Below are 20,880 nucleotides of genomic sequence, written 5' to 3' on the forward strand. Positions count from 1 at the left end.
ATGACCGTTGTTTTGATCAACCCCAACAGCACCGAAGCGATGACACGCAGTGCGTTGAATGCGGCGCGCCAAGCTGCCCCGGACATCCAGTTCGAAGGTGTTACATCGCATGCCGGGCCTGCATCAATCGAAGGGGCCGAAGATGGCGCACGGGCAGTGCCGCCGTTGTTGGCATTGGTCAAAACCGCATCAGATCAGGGCGCAAAGGCTGTGATTATCGCTTGTTTTGACGATACCGGGCTAGATGAAGCACGCGCCAGTGCCGCTTGTCCCGTTATCGGAATTGGGCAGGCAAGTTTCACACTGGCCAGCCTGCTGTCTGGGCCAGCCAGCGTCGTGACGACAGTCGAGGCCGCGGTTCCTGTTATTGAGGCTAATATCCGCGACCAAGGCTTTTCGGATGTGGTCGGAAGTGTGGTTGCGGCTGGTGTTCCGGTGCTCAGTCTGGAAACAGAGCCGGACCAAGCGGCTCTGGCCTTTGAACAGGCAGCAGCCGAGCTTCCCCAAGATACCGCAACCTTGATCCTTGGATGCTCTGGTGCCGTGTCGATCAAAACGCGTATTCAGAAGAACACGCGACTGCGGGTCATTGATGGGGTTAGTGCCGCTGCACGGCTTTGCCGCGTGTTCTAGGCTCTTCGCGGGCCAGCCCCGCAAAACCAAGAGTCAGGCCGCGATCGATCCCGATGACCACGTTGTTGCGGATTGTTTAAAACTGACCAGACAGTCCGGCGGTATTCCGTCCCAATGCCCTGCGATCGCATCCAGAGGGCTTTGTTGCACAAATAGTGTGAGGGATTCCCTGTTCGAATCCAGCGTGGTAGCTGGCGAGCATGAGCCGTTGGTCCCCTACGAAGTACAAGACCAGGAACTGGCCTTCGTACAACACGGCGCTGAAGCAACGCAGTTCGGTATCGATCTGGTTTGATCCCGAGATGACCTGGCACGCAGCACCGAACAGCAAGCGGGGGCGTCAGCCCGAGTTCCGCGATGCGGTGATCTAGGTTTGCCTCACAATGAAGGTGTTGTTCGGCATGTCTCTTCGCCAGACGACCGGGCTCTTTGGCGAAAATTGACCGGCTATCACCGCCGAAGCCGCGTAGAGACGAAGATGCACTGCGTCAAACTCCTCATCCAAAGCCTCATGGCCCGAGACTTTGACCGGCAGGTTGCCGAGCGACAAATCCGGATCGCGATGCTCAACCGCTACGCCGCTCTAGGCATACCCGTCACGGAGCCCGTGGGATAAGCCCGTCCGGGGAAAGGGGAAGTCTGCCTTTCAACCGATTTGTGCAACAAAACCAACAAAAGGCGTCCCAACCTCAGAAAGGAGAAACTCTCAAGGGAAACGGGAGGTCCGGCGAGCAACCAATCTGCGTTTTTTTCAGACCGAAACAAAAATATAAATCTAATAAAGAACACCGCGACTATAGAACTTGTAGTACCAACCAAGTAGACAATTATTACTCCCATTAGACTTACATCCAAAACGTAAATGTAAATCAATGCTGTGATTAGTCCGACCGGAATAGAAACTATGACAGCGCCAAAAGCTATAGGGAAACTGTTTTCGGTAGTTGGCTTGGGGTCTATTTCGAAGAATTCGTACTTTTCCTCCTGCGAACTACTGAATTTCGGAGGAAGGGAAAATTCTTCAACTTGCCAAATCCAACTATCCTTATTGGGCGCGCCCGGCATGGATCGCGGATCAAGTAAAAAATTTAGTTTTTCCTGCCCTTTTGGAATTATTTTGTTTTCCACTTTCAGACTATCGCAATCTGTGGAAACTACTTGGCATATTTTCTGAGGGGCGCTGTGTTTCATAAACTCAATAATCAACTGTAAGCAATAGATGCCCGGATACATCCATTGTTTTCTGCCTCTCAGTGAACAAGGCAAAATAGGTTACTTTTCAAACGGATACAGCTTCACGGGAACGCAACGCATTCAAAGATCAGTGTGCAGCCGTGCAAATTTGCATTTCGGGAGCATGAATAGAGTGCGGGCTCATGGCCGCAATTCGCACGGGCTGTGAAGGTGAGGCGAGTATTTCGTTACTGCGCCCCCCCCCAAGGGCTTTGCCGCGTGTTCTAGGCCCTTCACGGGCCAGCTCCGCAAGACCAGGAGTCAGGCCGCGATCGATCCCGACGACCACGTTGTTGCGGATTGGTTGAAACTGACCAGACAGTCCGGCGGTATTTCGTCCCAATGCCCTGCGATCCCATCCAGAGGCTCTGATGCAACCACGACGCCGTCATCCATCCATGTGCGGGATACATAAAGCGTCGGGCATTTTCCGTCGCTCGCATGCCGAAAACACAACAGACGTTCGCCATCGGAAAAGATGCAGGTCAGACGGAAAAAGGCAGGTACCTTCACCCGTTTCGCCGTTTCCTTCAGCTGGCGGATGACCGCTTTACACGCTTGCTCCGGGTGATCTGCAAGCCCGGCATTGAGCAGCAGAAGAAACAGCAATTCGGAATCCGTACTGCCGTGGCGCAATGCATAAAGTTCATCAGGCAAAGAGGCTTCGAGATCACGCCGTAGTGCGGTGAATGAACCGGTTTGCCCGTTGTGCATAAAGCTCCAGTTGCCATACACGAAAGGGTGGCAATTTGAGCGGGCCGTTTCGCCTTCTGTTGAGGCGCGCACATGCGACAGAAACAACGGTGCCGAGATGTGATGACACAAGCTCAGCAGATTGCTGTCGGACCACGCAGGAAGAACGTCTTTGAACAATCCGGGTTCATTTTGCGTTCCGTACCAAGCGATGCCAAACCCATCTCCGTTGACGGACAGCTTGGCTTCATTGGCCTCCTGACTTTGCGCCAGCAGCGAATGGCTGGGCGAAATGACAACGTCGGAAAGGGCGCGTGACGGGCCCAGGTATGCAGCCATTCGACACATCAGTGTCGGCTCACGATGCGGGCATTCATGTCTTGGATCATGCGGCTGGCGGTCTTTTCAAACAGACACGGGATAACGGCATGGATCAACGCGGCGAAACCGGCGGCTAGCAGGCGTGCGGCAAACCAGCCGGCAAAGCGCATATGTTCGAAGTAGGTTTCATCAACAGACTGTGGATGGTGCACAAAAACTCGCTGCAGGGATTTGATCATGGCGCTTCCTTTCCTTCGTTGTTCAGGAAAGTAGCCATCAATTTGCAGGCATGTGTCCCAAAATGCACTTCCATAATGAATTTTTTGTGGATAATATCCCAGGAATGTTGGATACGATCGACGAAATTGACATGCGCTTGTTGCGACTGCTGCAACAGGATTCTTCGCTTAGCGTAGATGCGCTTGCGGAACAGGTTCATCTGTCGCGTAATGCTTGTTGGCGGCGCGTGAAGCGTCTTGAGGCTGAAAAGATCATTCAGAAACGGGTCGCCCTTGTTGATCCAGCGGCCGTTGATCTGGGTTTGCAGGTCTTTGTTCTGATCCGAACGAGCGACCACAGCGCCGATTGGCTGGCGTCGTTCCGAAATGCTGTTCGGCAGATGCCGGAAATTGTTTCGGCCCAGCGTATGACAGGCGATCTGGATTATGTGTTGCGGGTGCGGGTCGCGGATGTCGCGGCCTATGACAGGTTCTATCAGCGCCTGATCGACAAGGTGCAACTGGCGGACGTGTCAGCCAGCTTTGTGATGGAAGACATCAAGGACACGACAGCCCTGCCGATCTGAAAAGATCGCTTTTGGGTCGGTCGAAGACTGTCGAGGGGTAGGGTGGTCAGCCCCCGCTGATGCAGCGGGGGCCGGTTCCTTTATCAAGATGCGAGAAGCACGCGGATCTGGAACTCTTTCAGCGTTGCACGTGCCGCCGGATAGACGCTTTCGGTGCAGCCCTTCTTGAGCTCAGGGAAGATCGCAAATATCTCGGCACGGGCTTCGGCATCCAGAGCAGACAGAGACACGTCGCCGGGCTGGAAGCTTTCGGTCCAGCACCCGTCAGAAATGACGACCTCGTGGTGTTCGAACATGAAGTGGACGTAGGTCACTTCGTCCAGATCCACTTCTTCGACACCGTCCAGCACAAGCAGATGCTTGGCAGGCACAAGAACCTCGTCTTCACCGAACCAAAGTTCCGTACGAGAGCCACCGATCAGCACCCGGTGCTGAGGCGAAACCAGCAGATCACGCGACGGAACACCTTTGGCCAAAGCGTCCTTCTTGATCAGGATCGGCTTCAGGCCGTCGACCTTGGCCATCGTCGCTTCGTCCACCAAACGGGATCCGGCCCAAATGACAGGCTGATAGCCATTGTCGCGGGTCAGAACGCGCGTTCCGACAGTGATCTCTTCTACGGGCATTTCGCCCTGTGCGGTCTTGATCTTTGTGCCGGGGGTAAAGCATGGCACGTAGTTCAGGTTCTCGATCTCGGAGAAGGTGACAACCTCACCGGTATCATAGTAGGTGATTGTCCCGCTTTCCTGGCTTGGATCGTCATAGACGATTTCCGCCGGGCCGGTCACGTTCAGCGTGTCACCAACGGTTTCGCCGGTTTCACCACCCACGATGGTCAGATTGTTGCCGTCCAGATCACCTGGTGTCAGGTTGAAGACGTCATCGCCCCCGCCGCCCTGCGCCGTGTCGCCAGAGCCAACATTCAGAACGTCAGCGCCTTCGCCACCAAAGAGCAGATCTGCGCCTTCGCCACCGGTCAGCGTGTCAGAGCCTTCGTTGCCGTAAAGCTCATCCGCGCCAGCACCACCGTCGAGGCTGTCATTGCCCAGATCACCGACAAGGGTGTCGTCGCCGGTGCCGCCCTCAACGGTATCGTCGCCAGCATCGCCGTCCAATTGGTCGGCTCCATCGCCGCCAACGATCGAGTCGTTGTCGTCGCCGCCGAGCAATGTGTCATTGCCGGTACCGCCTGTCATGGTGTCATCGCCGGCAGCGCCGAAGACGTTGATGCCCACGGTGTCGGAGGTACCGTCAACACTGTCAGCGCCCGAACCAAGGTTGATCGCCTCGATCTCGGAGAACGTGACTGTCGTGTCGGTGTTGGTGAAGGTACCCGCTTCGTCACCTGTATAGGTGACTGTGGTATCCAATGTTTCACCACCAGCTTCGATCAAATCCTGATCGGTGCCTGTCGTGACTGTCTCGCCACCAATAATGGTGTCGTTGTCTGCAGAACCGTTCAGGTCAAAGACATCGTTGTCCGCGCCACCGTCGAGCAGGTCATCACCCAGACCACCCGCAAGCGTGTCAGAGCCATCTTCACCGCGCAGCGTGTCATTGCCGGTGCCCGAGAAGCCACCGCCGGTCAGGCTGTCATCGCCAGCGCCGCCCAGTACAGAGTCTGCGCCCAGCGATGCCGTGACAGTGTCATTGCCGTCGCCGGCAAAGACGGTGTCATCGCCATTGTTCGACAGAATGAAGTCGTCGCCTTCGCCGCCATCGATTGTATCGTTGCCGTCGCCGCCGCTGATCGTGTCATTGCCGGTACCGCCGTCGATGCTGTCTGCATCGTTGCCTGCATTGACAACGTCGTTGCCCGCGCCAGCCTGAATGATGTCCTGATCGCCGGTCTGGCCTGCGAACTGTGCGTCGTTGGCATCAACAAGATCGCCATCCGGATCGCCAACATAGCTGCCGCCGATTGTATCGTCGCCAGCTGTGCCGGAAACGATGCCGTCGGAGCCCAACGGAATGCCCATGGCATTCAGAGCCAGCGGGTCGGTCACATCAGCGGGCGCAATACCGACCAGAGTGACGTTCTCGCCATTCGGGAAGGTCAGAACTGCGTTGCCGCTACCGTCATCGCTGACAACCACGTCATTGGTGTTCACCGGATTGCCGAGATTGTCGTTCAGACCTGATACGTCGAACTGGTCCTGACCCGTGTATGTGCCGTCGCCGTTGTCAATCGGGCCTTCGAAGTCGGCCACAACGTCGTTGCCGGAACCATCTTGCAGAACAACAGTGTCCACTTCGCCATCGGCTGGACCGACGTTGATGTTGTCGTCACCTGCACCGCCGTCGACAGTATCCGCACCCGACGATGTGACAAGGCTGTCATTGCCCGCGCCGCCTTCGACGCTGTCATTGTCGAGACCCGAGAAGATCGTGTCGTCGCCGTCACCGCCGAGGATCGTGTCATCGCCGGTTCCGCCAAAGACGTATTCGTTTCCGGTGCTGCCTGTCAGGCTGTCCGAACCCGCGCCCAGCGTCAGCTGTTCGATCTCGGAGAAGGTTGTTGTGCCGGTGCCGTCGCTGATGGTGCCAGCCTCGGGGCCAGACATGTTGATGGTCAGATCGGTGGCAATGCTGCCCATTTCGATCCGGTCACCACCGCCGTCTTCGTCGGTTTCGCCGCCAACGATGGTATCGTTCTGAACCGCTCCATCGAGGAAGATGACGTCATCACCGGCGCCTGCGTCGACGCTGTCGTCGTCAAGGCCACTGTCGATGGTATCATCGCCTGCGCCTGCAACGATCGTGTCTTCGTTGTTGCCGGATCCGTCAACATTGTCGCCTGCGTCGACCATGTCGCCTTCCGGATCGCCGGAATAGCTGGCATTGATAACGTTGGCTGTGCCATCGCCGGAAATGATACCGTCAGAAAGCGGGATGCCGATTGCATTCAATGCGACCGGGTTGCCCTGAAGATCGCCTACCGGCGCTCCGAAGAGCGTGATGCTCTCTCCGTTCGGGAATGTCAGAACAGCGTTGCCGGTTCCGTCATCGGTGACAACAACGTCCGCTGTGGTCACAGGGAAGCCGTTGTCGTTGTTCAGTCCGGAAACATCCAACTGGTCCTGACCGGTCCATGTGCCGTCGCCGTTGTCGATGGGCCCTTCAAAACCACTGACCGTGTCACTGCCCGATCCATCAGCCAGAGCGACTGTGTCGTCGCCGCCGCCAAGAACAATGTTCTCGATTTCGATGAAGGTCGTTGTGTCGATGCCATTGCTGACGCTGCCCGCTTCTGGGTCAGTGCTTGTCAGATCAACAGTCACGCCGGTCGTCGTGCCAGACAGATCAAGCGTGTCGCCAGCGGTTTCACCCACTTCACCACCTTCGATGGTGTCGTTGCCGAAATTGTCGGTCAGCGAAATGGTGTCGTCCTGAGCGCCGCCAAGGATGCTGTCGTCGTCGAGCCCACCGTCGAGAAGGTCCGCGCCGTCGCCACCTTCCAATGTGTCGGCCTCGCTGCCGCCAGTCATGACGTCATCGCCAGTGCCACCGATCAGACTGTCGGTTCCTGCGCCGCCGGCGAGGGTATCGTCTTCGATGCCGCCATCCAGTGTGTCGTTTCCGGTTCCGCCTTCAAGCGAGTCGTTGAAACCACCGCCCAGCAGGCTGTCGTTGCCGTCGCCGCCGATCAGAGTATCGGAAGAAAGGCCGCCATCCAGCGTGTCGTTGCCAGCGCCGCCTGACAGCAGGTCTTCGTCTTCGTTGCCGAAGATCAGGTCATTTCCGATGCCGCCATCGATCGTATCGACACCGATGCCACCGTCGATGGTGTCAGCGCCGCCGCCACCAATCACGCTGTCGTCGCCTGCGCCCGCGTCGATCGAGTCAAGCCCGGATCCGCCATCCACTGTGTCGGCACCGTCGCCGGCAAGGATCGTGTCGTTGTCGTTCTGGCCGCTGATTGAATCGTTGCCAGCGCCACCAATCAGGCTGTCGTCGCCATTGTTGCCAATGATCGTGTCATTGCCGTCGCCACCATCAATGGTGTCCGCTCCCAGGGCTGCGGGTGCGTCGCCACTGGTTCCGAATGTTCCGCTGTCGTTTCCGCCAACAAGGTAGTCGTTGCCCAGGCCACCGGAAATGCTGTCCTGGCCTTCACCGCCGGCGATGCTGTCATTGCCGTCTTCGCCAAAGATCGTGTCGTTGCCGAGCTCGCCCAGAACGGTGTCAGCACCGGCGCCAGCTGTAATCACATCGGCGTCGCCACCTGTCTGATTGTCACCCGCATCCACGAGGTCGCCTTCGGGATCGCCCACATAGCTGCCGTCGATCAATTCGCCGCCGGCTGTGCCTTCCACAATATAGTTGGGGGCAGGGATGCCCATGGCTTCCAGTGCGGCCGGATCGTCAACCTCGGATGGCGTCACGCCAAGCAACGTGATGCTTTCCCCATTCGGGAATGTCAGGATCGCATCGCCGGTTCCATCACCATTTGTATCGGTGACCGTGACATCGCCGGTGTTGACCGGTGCGCCGTCGGCATCGGTCAGGCCTGAGACGTCGAGCTGGTCATTGCCGCTGAAGGTGCCGTCGCCGTTGTCAGTCGGCGCTTCAAAGCTGGAGACGGTGTCGTCACCATCGCCATCACCGAACACAACCGTGTCGACTGCATTGTCCGCCGGGCCAAGATCGAATGTGTCATTGCCCGCGCCGCCGTCGACTGTGTCGATGCCCGCGCCGGTGGACACGTTGTCGTTTCCGTCAGACCCGATAACACTATCGTCACCTGCGCCGAGCCAAACTTCTTCGATTTCGATGAATGTCGCCGTGTCCGTTGCGTTAGACAAGGTTCCGTCTTCGGGATTGCTCGGGTCGCCTGCCGACAAATCCAGAACAACGTCTTCGGACATCTTGCTGCCGTCCAGAACGTCGCCTGTTGTCTCACCGGTGCTCCAACCATCGATAGTGTCGTTGCCGAAGCCATCTTCCATGATGATTGTGTCGTCACCACCACCCGCAAAGATGGTGTCTGCATCGTCACCACCAACCAGTTGGTCGTCGCCGTCACCGGCAGACAGCGAGTCCTGTCCTGCGCCACCTTCAAGAGTATCGGCGCCAGCGTCATTGCCGCCCAACAGAGTATCGTTACCAGCGCCACCGGTCAGGAAATCCGAGCCATCGGCCCCGTCGAGGTAGTCGTTACCGTCGCCAGCTTGCAATGTGTCGTTGCCAAGCCAACCTTCCATGCTGTCGTCACCAGCACCGCCGGTCAGGCTGTCGTCGCCTTCTGCACCAAAGATGCTGTCCGCACCATCGCCACCGTGAACGGTGTCATTGCCTGCGTTGCCGCTCAGCCAGTCATCGCCGATGCCACCATCGATTTGGTCGTCATCGTTGCCGCCAGAGACAGTGTCATCGCCAGCGCCCGCATTTACGGTGTCATTGCCAGCTCCTGCTGCGATCGAGTCGCTGTCAGAACCAACAACTTCGCCATGGGTGCCGAGAGCATCACCATCGTCGACGGTTGTTCCATCCGCGTCCGAATATCCTGCGCCGATATTGTCGGCGCCGGCTGTACCGGACACAACGTTGTCGTTCGGATCATTCGGAATGCCGATTGCTTCAAGCTCGGCATCGCTATCCACCTGCGTTGGTGCAACACCAAGCAAAGTGATGCTTTCGCCGCCCGGGAATGTCAGGACCGCGTTGCCAGAACCATCGTCGGTCACAGTGACATCGCTAACGTTGACAGGGGTCGTGCCACCATCACTGGTCAGGCCCGATACGTCCAACTGGTCGATGGTCGTGCCATCGCCACTGTCGGTCAGGTCAAACGAGGAAACCGTATCGGCGCCGTCGCCGTCGGAAAATACCACGATGTCGCGATCGCCGTCGGTCCCGAGGTCGACCGTGTCTGCGCCTTCGCCGGCATCGACTGTGTCGGCACCTGCGCCTGCTTCGATGGTGTCGTCACCGCCACCCATATTCAGGGTATCGTTGCCAGCACCGGTTGCGATGTTTTCCGGGCTGAACGTGCCGGTAACTGTGTCGTCGCCCGCGCCGGTTTCAATCCGTTCAATCTGCGAGAACAGAACGCTGTCGGTGCCGGTCGTTACAGTACCTGCCTCAAAGCCAGAGTAGACAATGGTCGAGCCCGCTGTAACGAGCGACAAGTCGAGGCTGTCAAAATCGGTTCCTGTGGTCGCGCTTTCGCCGCCAATAACAGTGTCGTTTCCATAGCCGTCGGCGAAGACCATAACGTCTTCGTCGCCATCAGCGCGCACGGAGTCGTTGCCCGCGCCACCAATGATGGTGTCAGCGCCGGGGCCGACCTGGATCGAGTCGTCGCCCGCGCCGCCATCGACACTGTCGTTGCCGTTGTCGCCCCAAACAGTGTCGTTGCCGTCGCCCGCAACAACCGTATCATCACCCCAGCCAAGGTCGATGTTGTCGTTGCCGGTGCCGCCGTCGATAAAGTCGTTATCGTCGCCCGCGTCGATGGAGTCGGCGCCGTCTTCGCCAAAGATGCTGTCTGCACCTGTGTCGGTCCGGATTGTATCGTTGCCAAGACCGCCAAAGACGGTGTCGTCGCCAAGATGGGAGCGAACAAAGTCGTCGCCGTCACCTGCGAGAACCGAGTCATCGTTCGATCCATCGGAGTGGTCACTGTTGTCGATTTCTTCGCCTTCAGCATCGACATATGTGCCCAGATTGATGCTGTCATTGCCAGAGGTGCCATCGACGATGAAGTTTGGTGCACCGGGAATGCCGATTGCGACCAGTTCTTCTCGATCATCCACATCCGTTGGCGCAACGCCGAGCAGTGTGATGCTCTCGCCGCCCGGGAAGGTCAGAACGGCGTTGCCCGAGCCATCGTCGGTCACGGTCACATCGTCAGTGTCAACGGGGGTCGTGCCGCCATCGCTGGTCAGGCCCGAGACATCCAGCTGGTCATTGGTCGTGCCGTCACCGCTATCTGTCAGGTCGAACGCCTGAACCGTGTCGGAACCGGAGCCATCGGCCAGAACAATCGTGTCGCGTCCGCCGCCGAGCACAATGTTTTCGATTTCGCTGAAGGTTGCCGTGTCTGAACCGCTTGATACAGAGCCCGCTTCGGGGTCAACTGAGGTCAGATCGACGGTGGTATCCGTCGTGATGCCGGACATATCCAGGGTGTCGTCGTCCGCCCCAGTGGTGACGCCTTCGCCACCAAAGATGGTGTCGTTGCCAAAACCATTCTCAAGGATGATCGTATCAGCATCTTCGTCGGCGGTGATTGAGTCCGCTCCGCTTCCGCCAATGATAGTGTCCGAGCCGGTTCCACCATCCAGCGTATCGTCGCCTGCGCCGCCATCGATACTGTCATCACCGATCCGACCGCGCAGGTTGTCGCCTGCGTCACCGCCGAGCATCGTGTCTGCACCTTCGCCGCCGATCGCATATGCGCCGTCTGTGTCGGCTGTCAGATCAAACAGGTCGTCATTCGAAGAACCCTGTAGGGTTTCGATGTCTGAATAAGAAATGGATGTGCCGGACGAATGTGTCGCCGTGCCGCTTTCGTCGCCTGTGGCCGTGATTGTGTAACCAGAGGTTTCCAAAACAGTCGAGACATCCAACGTATCGGAGTCTGTTCCACCAGCGCCGCCGTCTACGCTGACGGTTCCGGCGTCTTCGGTTACAACGATCAGGTCAGCATCATCGCCGCCTTCGACGGTGTCGTTTCCGTCGGTGACCCGGATGGTGTCATTGCCAGCGCCGCCAATGACGGAGTCATCGCCAAGCTGGCCGCGCAGCGTGTCATCTCCGGCGCCACCATCAATCGTATCACCAGCGTTGCCACCGTCGATTGTATCGTTACCGCCGTAGCCGAAAATCGTGTCCACGTCGCCATCGGCGCCGTCGATGATGTCGCCCTGTGCATCCACATAGCCCGGCTGCATCAGATCGCCGCCTGCGGTGCCATCAACAGGGCCAATCGGCGGGATGCCCATCGCAATCAGTTGATCATCGCTGGAGACTTCGCTGACATTCACACCCCAAAGCGTGATGCTTTCGCCATTGGGGAACTGCAAAATCGCGTCACCCGTGCCGTCGCCATTTGTGTCAGTTACGGTGACATCCAGAACGTTGACCGGAGACCCGCCTGCATCGGTCAGACCAGTGACATCCAGCTGATCCTGTCCGGTAAAGGTGCCATCACCGTTGTCGATCGGGGTTTCGAAGCCTTCGATCGAGTCGTCACCAAATCCATCGGCAAGAACAAGCGTGTCGTTGTCGCCGTCTGTCGCGCTGAAATCCTGGGTCTGACCCATTGCGATGATATCATCGCCCGAGCCGCCCTGGATTGTGTCGGAGCCTTCGCCGCCATCCAGAATTTGCTGAACGGTCGAAGCAGAAGCATCAATGCTATCAGTGCCTTGGCCGCCCATGATGTGTTCGATTTCACTGAACGTGACGGTGTCGGTGCCGTCCGTCATGGTGCCGGCTTCGTCACCGGTGAAGACCACGGTCAGGTTGTCGACGCTGTTGTGTGCGTCCAGTTTGTCGCCGCTGTCGGTCGGGGTGGTGTCGTTCAGTTCACCGCCGATGACTGTGTCGTTGCCAGTGATCGTGGTGTAGTCGAAACGGTCTTTGCCTTCGCCGCCATCGATAATGTCGTTACCCGCACCGTCAAGGTAGGTGTCGTTCCCGTCGCCAAGCGTGATGCTGTCATCGCCAGTTCCGCCGTCCACAGTGTCAACGCCACTGCCGCCGAGGATGGTGTCGTTGCCATCCCCACCTGTGATCGAGTCGTTGCCGTCTTCACCCCAGAGGCTGTCGGCGCCTGTGCCACCGTCCAGCGTATCGGCGCCATCGCCGGCAAAGACTGTGTCGCTCCCGGCGCCACCAAAGACCGAATCGTCACCCAGGATCTGGGTGCCAGCCACGTCATCGATCAAGTCGTTGCCGTCGCCTGCGTTAACGGTGTCATTGCCTTCGCCGAAGTAGATGGTGTCGTTGTCGGCACCTGTAAAGGCGACGTCGTTGCCTGCGCCCAGTTCGACGTAGTCCCGGCCGCCATCAGCCGCATTGGAATCGTAGATTTCATCGGCGCCGTCGCCACCGATCATGACGTCGTTTCCGGCGTCACCGATCAGGGTGTCCGATCCGTCACCGCCATAGAGCGAGTCCGCGCCCGCATCACCGTCAAGACTGTCATTGCCCAGGCCGCCGATGATGCTGTCATTGCCACCTTCGCCAAAGACGGTGTCGTTGCCGGTGCCGGCGTCTACCGTATCGTTGCCCAGACCGGCGTTGACCACGTCGTCACCGCCTGCCGCAAAGATGGAGTCGTCATTGGAAGAAACGACTTCGCCATGCGTACCCAAAGCATCTGTTCCGTCCTGCTGGGTGCCGTCGGCATCCGTGTAGGTAGAACCAATTGCATCATTCCCGGCAGTGCCGGTGACAACGTTGTCGTTGGTTGGCGTGGCCGTGACATCCAGCTGGATGATGCCAACGTCAGTCGTGCCCGCACCATTGTCGACCGTGTAGGTGAGCGAAGAGACACCAACATCACCGTCCGTGATGACAGTCAGGGTGTTGTCGGCGTTCAGTGTGACCTGTTCACCAGTGCCCAATGTAACTGTCTGACCAACCACAATATCTTCGCCATTGATCTGCGTGATCGTAAGGCCGCCGCCATTCAGGTCGTCGTCGTTCGCAAGGGGTGCAATCAGTACAGTGGAATTGGTCGGTACAGAGAACGTATCGTCATTGGCGATCGCAACAGACTGGACGGAATCCGCCATGATCAGAACGTTCGAATCGTATGCAGCATCCCCGCCATCGGCGATGCCGAGGAAGAATGTGTTAACCACGCCCGGGTTTACGTCAGCCTTGTAGGTCAGAACCACGGTCATACCGTCCATTTCGGTATTGTAGGGGTCTGTTGCCTCAGGGTTGTCTATGTACAGATTCGAGTTGTTAGTGTTGGTGATTTCATCAATCGAAACGTTTCCGGTACCCAGAACGAAATCGACTTTGACACCGTTGATGTACAGGCCGAGGGAATCGTTCACGCCGCCATTGACGTATTCAAGGTATTCTTCGGACGAGAATACCAACTGGATCGTCATGGTGTCGCCGGTTGGGATGAAATCGCCTTCGAGGATGGCGGCGTCAAAAGTCGCCTGTCCCGAAACAGCGTCCATGTTGGCGTTGCCGTCAATGCCGCCCACCAAATCGGTGCTGGTACCGGGGGCGGTGTTGGTGTTGAGCGTGCCGTCCGAATTGGTAAAGTCCACGGCATTACCGGTCGACAGGATCACACCGGAATCAGTGGGCGAAATTCCACCCAGTGTCGTGATCGCGTCAGAATAGATGCCCGACGCGGCTGCATCGCCCGAATAGGTTGCGGTACCAGCGACAAGCGTGATGCCGTCACCGAAAATTTCGTTGAGCATGTCCTCCGCGGTTGCGGCGGTATTGATCGTCAGTTCATTTGCGATGGGCATTTCGGTAACCTTTTAAATCAGCGCTGTGTGAGCGGAGCGGGGGTGGAAGTGGTGAATTTGGAACCAACTGCTGGTCCCCCACTCGTCAGAACTGGGACGCCGAAAACGCAAAAGCTCTGGAACGGGGCATCCCCATTCCAGATTTCAAGTCTGGTTCGTTCTTTGCGGGCCAAGCACATGCGCCGACATCCTTTTTAACTCAAGACCTGCACGAGACGGATTGAGCGAACCCGCTATCTCCGTGCGACTCTTCACGCTCAAACAGATGAGCGTCGGAACAAGATGCTGGAGAAAAGCGCCATCAAATGGTGGCGCTTTGGGCAATTTTGGGATTGGTAACGGGAGGCCGACAGCCAAATGTGTTCTAAGAGCGGCTCTCGCTACCGTTGCACGTTTTGCGAACAATCAAATGGAAAGCGGTTTATTGTCGCCAGTGATTGCTGATTGCTACAACCGCTGACGGTATTCGGCCTATTGGGAAGCGTAGACTCGGGTAATAAAATGAAACGTGAATATGGCGGCCGTTTTCACAATCCAGTCACATTCTCCGGGGCCTAGGGCTGTTTTTCCAGCTCAGACGCCAGAATTTTATGCTGTTTTACAAGCGCATCAAAACCAAGGGAAACAGTCTTGGCCATGCGATTCTGGGGTTGCTTCGACCAGACTTGCAGCGGCCGGCGCGAGCCAAAGTGGAACACCTTGCGCGCGCCTGAAGCCAAACACTATTTGAGTGTCAGCCAAACAAAACGGCTGTGGGCTGCACTTCGATTGCGAGCAGCAAAGGAACATCGGCAGGCGTGGTCAAGGAAATGGTCAACGCCAGATCAGCGCTGGCGACACCGCCATCGACGCGCTGGGAAAACGGCCACGCTACATCGTCTGACAGATTGGTTTTGTCGCGTGATGAAACAGTCAGCTCAATGTCCAACCCTGCGCCCACCAACACATTCGTGGACAGGCTGGTCGCCGAACCACCGGGGCCAAAAACGCTGTCCCACGTGACGCCATCCTTGTTGGGAACCCAATCCTTGTTTTTGTACGCGGATGCAAAAACCCCAGGAGTGAACCAGCCGCCTTGCCGGATGGGCATCATGGACGCATGCGCCAGCTTTACACTGAATGATTGGATCTTTGTGTTGGTCCAGTTCACGTCTTTCGGCAACAAACCAGCCCCGGAACTTGTCAGTGGTGGCTGTGACAAAGCCTGTGCCGTTGTCATATCCTGCGCATCCGATTGAAAGCTGATGGATGGGCTATTCTGAAGCGCCGTGGTGATGTCCGTTCTGTCCGGCGTATATTTTGCAATCTTGTGTTCGTCCTTGGTTAACCAGTTTTGCGGCTTGGCATAGTTTTGTTCCGCGATGTCGACCATCATGCCCGGCTGTTGCGCAGTCAGGATTTGGCCAAACACTGTGCTGAAGTCCGTCAGGTTCTGATCATCCGGTAGCCTGTCGAATATCGAAAATAGAACGGCATCGGTTTTCGGTAGTTCTGAGAACACGGGTTTGAGTGTCTTTCCGGAAAGGCGCAGCGCATCGGCGAGGCCGTTGACCAGTAATTCCTCATATGTGGTTGTCATGTGAGCCTCCAATCAAGACGTTCCAAGTTCTGGCAAAAGGAGCCGCCACACGCGGGAGAGAGCATGTGGCGGCGAGGATCCAAGGTGGGGCCTTAGATCATGCGGCTGACAGAATCGCCTTGGATCGCTTCGGAGGTGGGGAGGACACCGACACCAAAGATCTGCAAGCTACCCGGCGCCTGAGTGATCGTTGTCGTGATCGACTTGTCGTCGTTGTAATGATGCGACTGCACGGCGGTCGAATGCGAAGACGATGTGTAGAACGGCCAGACATTGGTTTCCGAGCTCTTTTGGACTTCGGAGTACTGGGATTCAGAGTAGCTCGCGTAAGAGCGTACCGTGATTGTATAACCGTCAACCAAGAGGATCTGATTTGCGATCCGCTGCGCCGAACCGTTCGGGCCGAACACTTTGTCCCAGTCGGTTTGACCTTCTTTCCAGTCGCTCGGCTTTTGATACTGGTTTGTAAAGAAGCCTTGGGTGAACCAGCCGCCGGGGCGTGTGTTCAGATAGGCGAACTTGTTAAAGTTGCCTTCGACCGTAATACGAGAGGATGACGCCATGGAGTTGAGTTCGGTGGAAACGCTGCTGGAAGATGTGCCCCAGAAACCGACGCCGGCCGAACTGCTGCTGTCTGCCCAAGAGTCAGAAATATTTGTGTCTGACGTCTCAGAGTCGAACGAGAATGTCGCGCTTGATCCGGCGTTGACCTGATTTTGCAGATCCGCGAACGAAGGAGCATAGATCGGGTCGACCGCAACATTGCCATTCACCCAATAGGCCGAGTTCATATAGTTGTTGGTCGCCAACGTGGTCAGGAAACCGGGCACCGCATCGTTCAGCATGATCTGAACGTTGCCGTTCAGGCTGTTGACCGGGTTGCTGGTGTAAAGAACGGCGACAGACTCTGGCGGAATGCCATCCAGAAAATTGTAGAGTCCCGACGCATTGGATTGAACGGGCAGAACACCCTGGATCATTTGGAATTGCTTGTTGCTGAGTTTGAGCGCGTCACAGAGCGTGTTGTACATTCCGTCAGTGGCGCTTGGCAGATTTGCAGACATGATAGTCTCCCTTGGGTTAATGAGTTTCCCGATGCCCCGTATTGGCTGCTTGGGCATCGACACTCACAACTCTAGGTTTGATCCGTGGACCGGGTCCTTAAGGCCTTATTAAATGAAGTTAATATTCGGGGAATCTCGGTTCAGGAGCGGTGCATTCGTTGGTCTTTGCATCGGGCCAAGGGCGTCGCATTTAGCCCGAAATATCGTTTCTTTGGCTATGCTTAACGCGCCCTAAACCAATGCGGTGGTCTTTGCGCGCGGTTGGCGCAGTCCAGCATTTCTGAGCGAGGGCTTTGTCAATTTCCCGCAGAGGATAAAGGTTAATTTCAGACAGATTTCATATTGATTTCAGGTCAGCTTCTTAACCTGCCGTTAATGCTGGTTTCAGGCGGGCAGACGCTCCGCTGCCCAAGCCTAAGAGAGCGCCGCACCAACATGCAAAGCAGGACCGTTACAGATATTGAGATGTATCCGTATTATCCCGGCATCACGACTGAGGTGGCCCCGATAGTTGTTCAAGGGAAAGGCACGCTGGTCACCAGCTCTATCCTCGGACAGCAAATATATCGCCTTGATCTGATCGACGGAATACTTGCGGAGGCGGTCCGCGTTGGTGCGGCGTTCAGCTGGGTTGGCCGGGATGAGGCGGGCGCGCGCATTTCCTCACATTGGCTGTATTGTACGGCGTCCGGGGCCAAACCTGCCTTTGGGGCAATATGTGACTGGTCTCGTCAGGGGGCGACCTTTCCCTTGATGAGCGATGCCAAGGCCGAATTGATCTATTTGGAAGAACTGGCCGATATTTCCGCGTCCCTACCAACCCCCAGCGCGCCCTATGCACAGTCTCAGGCCCGGCTTGGTAAAAAGGGCTGGTTGGTCATGACAGCCATGACAATGCCGGGTTTTATGGGGATGCTGATCGAAGATCCGACACTTCCTTTGAGCTGCGCTGTGGGTACCTCTGAGATTTCAATTTCGGCGACATCGGCACGCACATTGCAGACCGTTGGATTGTCCAACCTTTATTGCGCGCGCATCGACACGTCTGCCCTGTTCTTGCAGGGGAGTGCGTGATGTTAAGATTGGTTAACAATCCTATGGACAGGGGACACGTTTTACGCGAACCTTACGTAACGTCCGCAACTATTTGTGGGCGAAAAACGGGGGGAGGGCGTCGGCCCGGGTATTCGACAGTCTCCGCAGTCCAGGGATTGATCGCCATGCCGAGCGATGAAAGCGCCACGCCGGGCACGGCGAACCAGCAAGGCCAGCCTAATCGGCCCGCCTATGTCAGGTTCGGAGACGTGGTTTATGGGGCCGGAACCGGCCAACTGACGTCCTCGGAAGGTCAGCATACCTACCTCAGGGCCCAGTCTGCGCTGGTCCTAGATATTCTTGTGGAACAGCTGGGCCAGTTGGTTCCCAAAGACGACCTGATCCAAAGAGTCTGGCCCGATATCATCGTGACCGATGCGAGTTTGACCCAATGCATCCGGGATATCCGTTTGGCGCTGGGCGACACGGACCGAAAAATCCTGATGACGGTTCCAAAGCAGGGCTTCCGTCTGTTTGGTGCTTTGTTGCCTCAGGATCAGGCCGCCGAATTCTGGGCCGAAGTCGATCTGAAGATCCCTTTGCCCACGGTTCCTGCCAGAGCCGCCGGTGCGGGTGCCGAGCCGGGGAAAATCGTTCCAAAACTGGATCCGCGTGACGTCCTTCCGACACTGGCTGTGCTTCCGTTCAAAGGGATTGCGACCCAAACCGTGGATGTATTCGGCTTCTTTCTGGCTGACGAAGTCTCCAGATTGCTCAGTTTGGGCAACGATGTGAATGTGATTTCGCGCATGTCGACCGGAACGCTTGGGGGTGAGCCGCTTGCGCTTTCCGACGTCCACAGCAAGTTAAACGCTGATTTTGTATTGTCTGGATTTCTTGCGCCGCATGGTGATCAGGTTGCCGTTTCTCTGGAATTTGCCGAAACGGAAACTGGCTATGTGCTCTGGGCTGAACGGATGCAGATTCCGTTTGATCCGATCAACCCATCCACCGAAGGGCTTGATCTGGTGGCAGCCAACATCAGGCGTGCGATCATGGCCAACGAAGTGCGCCGGGTTCATTCCCGTCCAATCGGTGATCTGAAGCTTTTCAGTATCCTGCACGGGGCTGTTGGTTTGATGCACCGGCTGTCGCCGGATGATTTCCGGCGGGCCAAGGGCTATCTGGAGTTGCTTCATGAAAAAGTGCCACAGCACCCGGCGCCCTTGGCATGGATGGCGCGTTGGCATGCTCTGAACGCGGTGCAGGGCTGGGCGCATGATCCAAGGCGCGAATCCGAAGCGGCGCTGGAACATACGGCGCGTGCGCTTGACCTTGATCCCAACCATACCCTTGCGCTGGTCTGTGAAGGGCAGGTCCTGGTGCATTTGTCTCAGGATCTGGATGCCGCAGAAGAACGCTATGATCAGGCCCTGAAAAACAATCCCAACGATGCAAATGGTCGAAGCCTGCGCGGCATGTTGCGCGGCTTTACGGACCGCGGTTCCGATGCCAAGCGCGATACGGAACGCGCCTTGCATCTGACACCGCTCGATCCCCACCGTTTCATGTATCTGACACTGGCTGCAGGTGCGTGCCTCGCGGATGAAGATTATGAACGCGCGCTCGCTTTGACCAAGGAATCTCTGCGCCTCAACCGGGCGCATATGTCTGCGCGCCGCATGCTGCCCGTGGCCTATCTGGGAACGGGCAAAGAGAAAGCGGCGCAAAAGGCCGCCGAAGAACTGCTGACACTGCAACCAGATTTTCGAGTGAGCGATTGGCTTCGCTCTTCACCAAGTGCGGATTTCAAAAACGGAATGCGATTTGCCGAAATGCTCACCTCGTTGGGCGTTCCGGACTAAAAAAGGGGAAAATACCATGTCCAATCCAGAGAGTGCCTACAGCGCCTACAGTGCTTATAGCGCGTACAGTGCCTACAGCGCGTATAGCGCCTACAGTGCCTATAGCGCCTACAGTGCCTATGGCCGGGAAAGCCCGGTTGACGCGCTTGCCCTGATGACGAACCGGGATGGAATTGTCGGCGCCAGATTGGAAAACCTGACCCCACCCCTCAAGGCGCTAGCCGATGATCCCAATACACTCAAACGCTTGTCACCGGATGTCCAAACGGCCCTCTATGTGTCCGAACTGGCACCAACCGTGGATGTGTCGGCAAACCCCGCAGGTCCGTCACCGGAAGTGACGGTTTGGCGGCGCAATGGCCTGAACGTTAAGAACGGGAACACAAATTTCGTTGAAATGATGAATATGACTGCGCCGAGCATGGACCAGCTGGTCGATCAAATGCGCTTTCTTTCGGGTTATTCGCAAATTCGCGGGGATCGTGCTGCTGAGATACTTGGCCAGCTCTCTCTGCCGATCCCGTTCTTTGCGACCATCGGATATATGGATCCGTCGCGAACGCCGCGGACGCTTGAGTTGCTGAATGCGATCACCACGTTTTCGTTCACGGTTATTCAGCGCACGAAATTTGCCCTCGCGGTCAAACGTCCGATCGAGTTTTCGCCGCAGGTTCAACCGATGATCCCAACGCCAACGCATGCGTCATTGCCCAGCGGTCATGCGACCGAAGCCTTCCTGATTGCGCGGGTGCTTTGGAAACTTCTGCGCGAGAGCGGTGCGCAGCAGTATGAGGATCATGCCTACTGGGGCGATATGCTGATGCGGCAGGCCGCTCGTGTTGCGATCAACCGAACCGTCGCTGGCGTGCATTTCCCGGTGGATAGCGTTGCCGGGGCCGCACTGGGCCTGACACTGGCGGAACACGTCCATTCTGTTGCGAAAGGTGGCAAGTGGTCTTCGTGCGTATTCGATGGGTCCCAGTATAATTCCGAAACCGATTTTGAATGGTTCAGGCTCTACGGTCCGGAAAAGGACAAGATGCGCAAAACCTTCCAAAGCGGTGGGGCGAAATGGGGTGGCTCTGAACAACACGAAGGCTCGTCCGGTATTCCGGCACCCATGTTGAACTGGCTTTGGAAGCAGGCCGTGGCGGAATGGTGCGAAGTTCCGGCGATCAAGGATTGATTGGGGATCGTC

At 57.0% G+C, this 20,880-nt stretch carries 11 protein-coding genes and 1 pseudogene; 6 read left to right on the forward strand and 6 right to left on the reverse strand.

All coding sequences use genetic code 11. The features are described 5' to 3' along the window. Together PFY00_RS12920 and PFY00_RS12925 are read left to right on the forward strand one after the other, a co-directional pair. Window positions 1-633, forward strand: coding sequence for an aspartate/glutamate racemase family protein (locus PFY00_RS12920; RefSeq protein WP_271432988.1), 633 nt, complete (start codon window positions 1-3; stop codon window positions 631-633). Between the two features lie 200 nt (window positions 634-833). Then, window positions 834-1,249, forward strand: a pseudogene (locus PFY00_RS12925) (transposase). On the opposite strand, the gene PFY00_RS12930 reads toward PFY00_RS12925, so the two are convergent. The 3 genes from PFY00_RS12930 to PFY00_RS12940 all read right to left on the reverse strand — a co-directional run bounded on the left by PFY00_RS12930 (window position 1,207) and on the right by PFY00_RS12940 (window position 3,119). After that, on the reverse strand, window positions 1,207-1,866 hold the full coding sequence (locus tag PFY00_RS12930; RefSeq protein ID WP_271433214.1) for a hypothetical protein: 660 nt from the start codon (window positions 1,864-1,866) through the stop codon (window positions 1,207-1,209). The pseudogene PFY00_RS12925 and the gene PFY00_RS12930 overlap by 43 nt on opposite strands. Window positions 1,867-2,127: 261 nt before the next feature. Further along, window positions 2,128-2,898, reverse strand: coding sequence for a class II glutamine amidotransferase (locus PFY00_RS12935; protein WP_271432989.1), 771 nt, complete (start codon window positions 2,896-2,898; stop codon window positions 2,128-2,130). 8 nt (window positions 2,899-2,906) lie between these two features. Then, window positions 2,907-3,119, reverse strand: coding sequence for a DUF6356 family protein (locus PFY00_RS12940; RefSeq protein WP_271432990.1), 213 nt, complete (start codon window positions 3,117-3,119; stop codon window positions 2,907-2,909). 104 nt (window positions 3,120-3,223) lie between these two features. Between PFY00_RS12940 and PFY00_RS12945 the strand changes: the two genes are divergently transcribed. Further along, window positions 3,224-3,685 carry an Lrp/AsnC family transcriptional regulator gene (locus PFY00_RS12945; protein WP_271432991.1) on the forward strand — a complete coding sequence of 154 codons (462 nt, stop codon included), beginning with the start codon at window positions 3,224-3,226 and terminating at the stop codon, window positions 3,683-3,685. Between the two features lie 83 nt (window positions 3,686-3,768). Here PFY00_RS12945 and PFY00_RS12950 read toward each other — a convergent pair whose 3' ends face one another. The 3 genes from PFY00_RS12950 to PFY00_RS12960 all read right to left on the reverse strand — a co-directional run bounded on the left by PFY00_RS12950 (window position 3,769) and on the right by PFY00_RS12960 (window position 16,782). Continuing rightward, a complete protein-coding gene (locus PFY00_RS12950) occupies window positions 3,769-14,139 on the reverse strand; it encodes a Hint domain-containing protein (RefSeq protein WP_271432992.1) in 10,371 nt (3,456 codons plus the stop codon). A 733-nt stretch (window positions 14,140-14,872) separates the two neighbouring features. Continuing rightward, the gene (locus PFY00_RS12955) at window positions 14,873-15,718 is read right to left on the reverse strand and encodes a hypothetical protein (protein ID WP_271432993.1); all 846 of its coding nucleotides are present in this window, start codon (window positions 15,716-15,718) and stop codon (window positions 14,873-14,875) included. A 92-nt stretch (window positions 15,719-15,810) separates the two neighbouring features. Continuing rightward, complete coding sequence (locus tag PFY00_RS12960) at window positions 15,811-16,782, reverse strand: hypothetical protein (protein WP_271432994.1); 972 nt, start codon at window positions 16,780-16,782, stop codon at window positions 15,811-15,813. Window positions 16,783-17,217: 435 nt separating this feature from the next. Between PFY00_RS12960 and PFY00_RS12965 the strand changes: the two genes are divergently transcribed. The 3 genes from PFY00_RS12965 (at window position 17,218) to PFY00_RS12975 (ending at window position 20,868) form a co-directional block, all read left to right on the forward strand. Beyond that, window positions 17,218-17,856 carry a hypothetical protein gene (locus PFY00_RS12965; RefSeq protein WP_271432995.1) on the forward strand — a complete coding sequence of 213 codons (639 nt, stop codon included), beginning with the start codon at window positions 17,218-17,220 and terminating at the stop codon, window positions 17,854-17,856. 146 nt (window positions 17,857-18,002) lie between these two features. Further along, window positions 18,003-19,682: a winged helix-turn-helix domain-containing tetratricopeptide repeat protein gene (locus tag PFY00_RS12970; protein ID WP_271432996.1), complete on the forward strand. Its 1,680-nt coding sequence runs from the start codon at window positions 18,003-18,005 to the stop codon at window positions 19,680-19,682. A 16-nt stretch (window positions 19,683-19,698) separates the two neighbouring features. Next, window positions 19,699-20,868, forward strand: coding sequence for a phosphatase PAP2 family protein (locus PFY00_RS12975; protein ID WP_271432997.1), 1,170 nt, complete (start codon window positions 19,699-19,701; stop codon window positions 20,866-20,868). The last annotated feature ends 12 nt before the right edge of the window (window positions 20,869-20,880 follow it).

It is taken from the genome of Thalassococcus lentus, assembly GCF_028023555.1.
GTDB classification, from domain to species: domain Bacteria; phylum Pseudomonadota; class Alphaproteobacteria; order Rhodobacterales; family Rhodobacteraceae; genus Thalassococcus_A; species Thalassococcus_A lentus.

Excerpts from the sequence above, each read along its gene's own strand:
- PFY00_RS12945 (WP_271432991.1), top strand. The coding sequence starts at position 3,224 with ATGTTGGATACGATCGACGAAATTGACATGCGCTTGTTGCGACTGCTG.
- PFY00_RS12970 (WP_271432996.1), top strand. The coding sequence starts at position 18,003 with ATGCCGAGCGATGAAAGCGCCACGCCGGGCACGGCGAACCAGCAAGGC.
- PFY00_RS12960 (WP_271432994.1), bottom strand. The coding sequence starts at position 16,782 with ATGTCTGCAAATCTGCCAAGCGCCACTGACGGAATGTACAACACGCTC.
- PFY00_RS12935 (WP_271432989.1), bottom strand. The coding sequence starts at position 2,898 with ATGGCTGCATACCTGGGCCCGTCACGCGCCCTTTCCGACGTTGTCATT.
- PFY00_RS12965 (WP_271432995.1), top strand. The coding sequence starts at position 17,218 with ATGCAAAGCAGGACCGTTACAGATATTGAGATGTATCCGTATTATCCC.
- PFY00_RS12950 (WP_271432992.1), bottom strand. The coding sequence starts at position 14,139 with ATGCCCATCGCAAATGAACTGACGATCAATACCGCCGCAACCGCGGAG.
- PFY00_RS12930 (WP_271433214.1), bottom strand. The coding sequence starts at position 1,866 with ATGTATCCGGGCATCTATTGCTTACAGTTGATTATTGAGTTTATGAAA.
- PFY00_RS12920 (WP_271432988.1), top strand. The coding sequence starts at position 1 with ATGACCGTTGTTTTGATCAACCCCAACAGCACCGAAGCGATGACACGC.
- PFY00_RS12975 (WP_271432997.1), top strand. The coding sequence starts at position 19,699 with ATGTCCAATCCAGAGAGTGCCTACAGCGCCTACAGTGCTTATAGCGCG.
- PFY00_RS12940 (WP_271432990.1), bottom strand. The coding sequence starts at position 3,119 with ATGATCAAATCCCTGCAGCGAGTTTTTGTGCACCATCCACAGTCTGTT.
- PFY00_RS12955 (WP_271432993.1), bottom strand. The coding sequence starts at position 15,718 with ATGACAACCACATATGAGGAATTACTGGTCAACGGCCTCGCCGATGCG.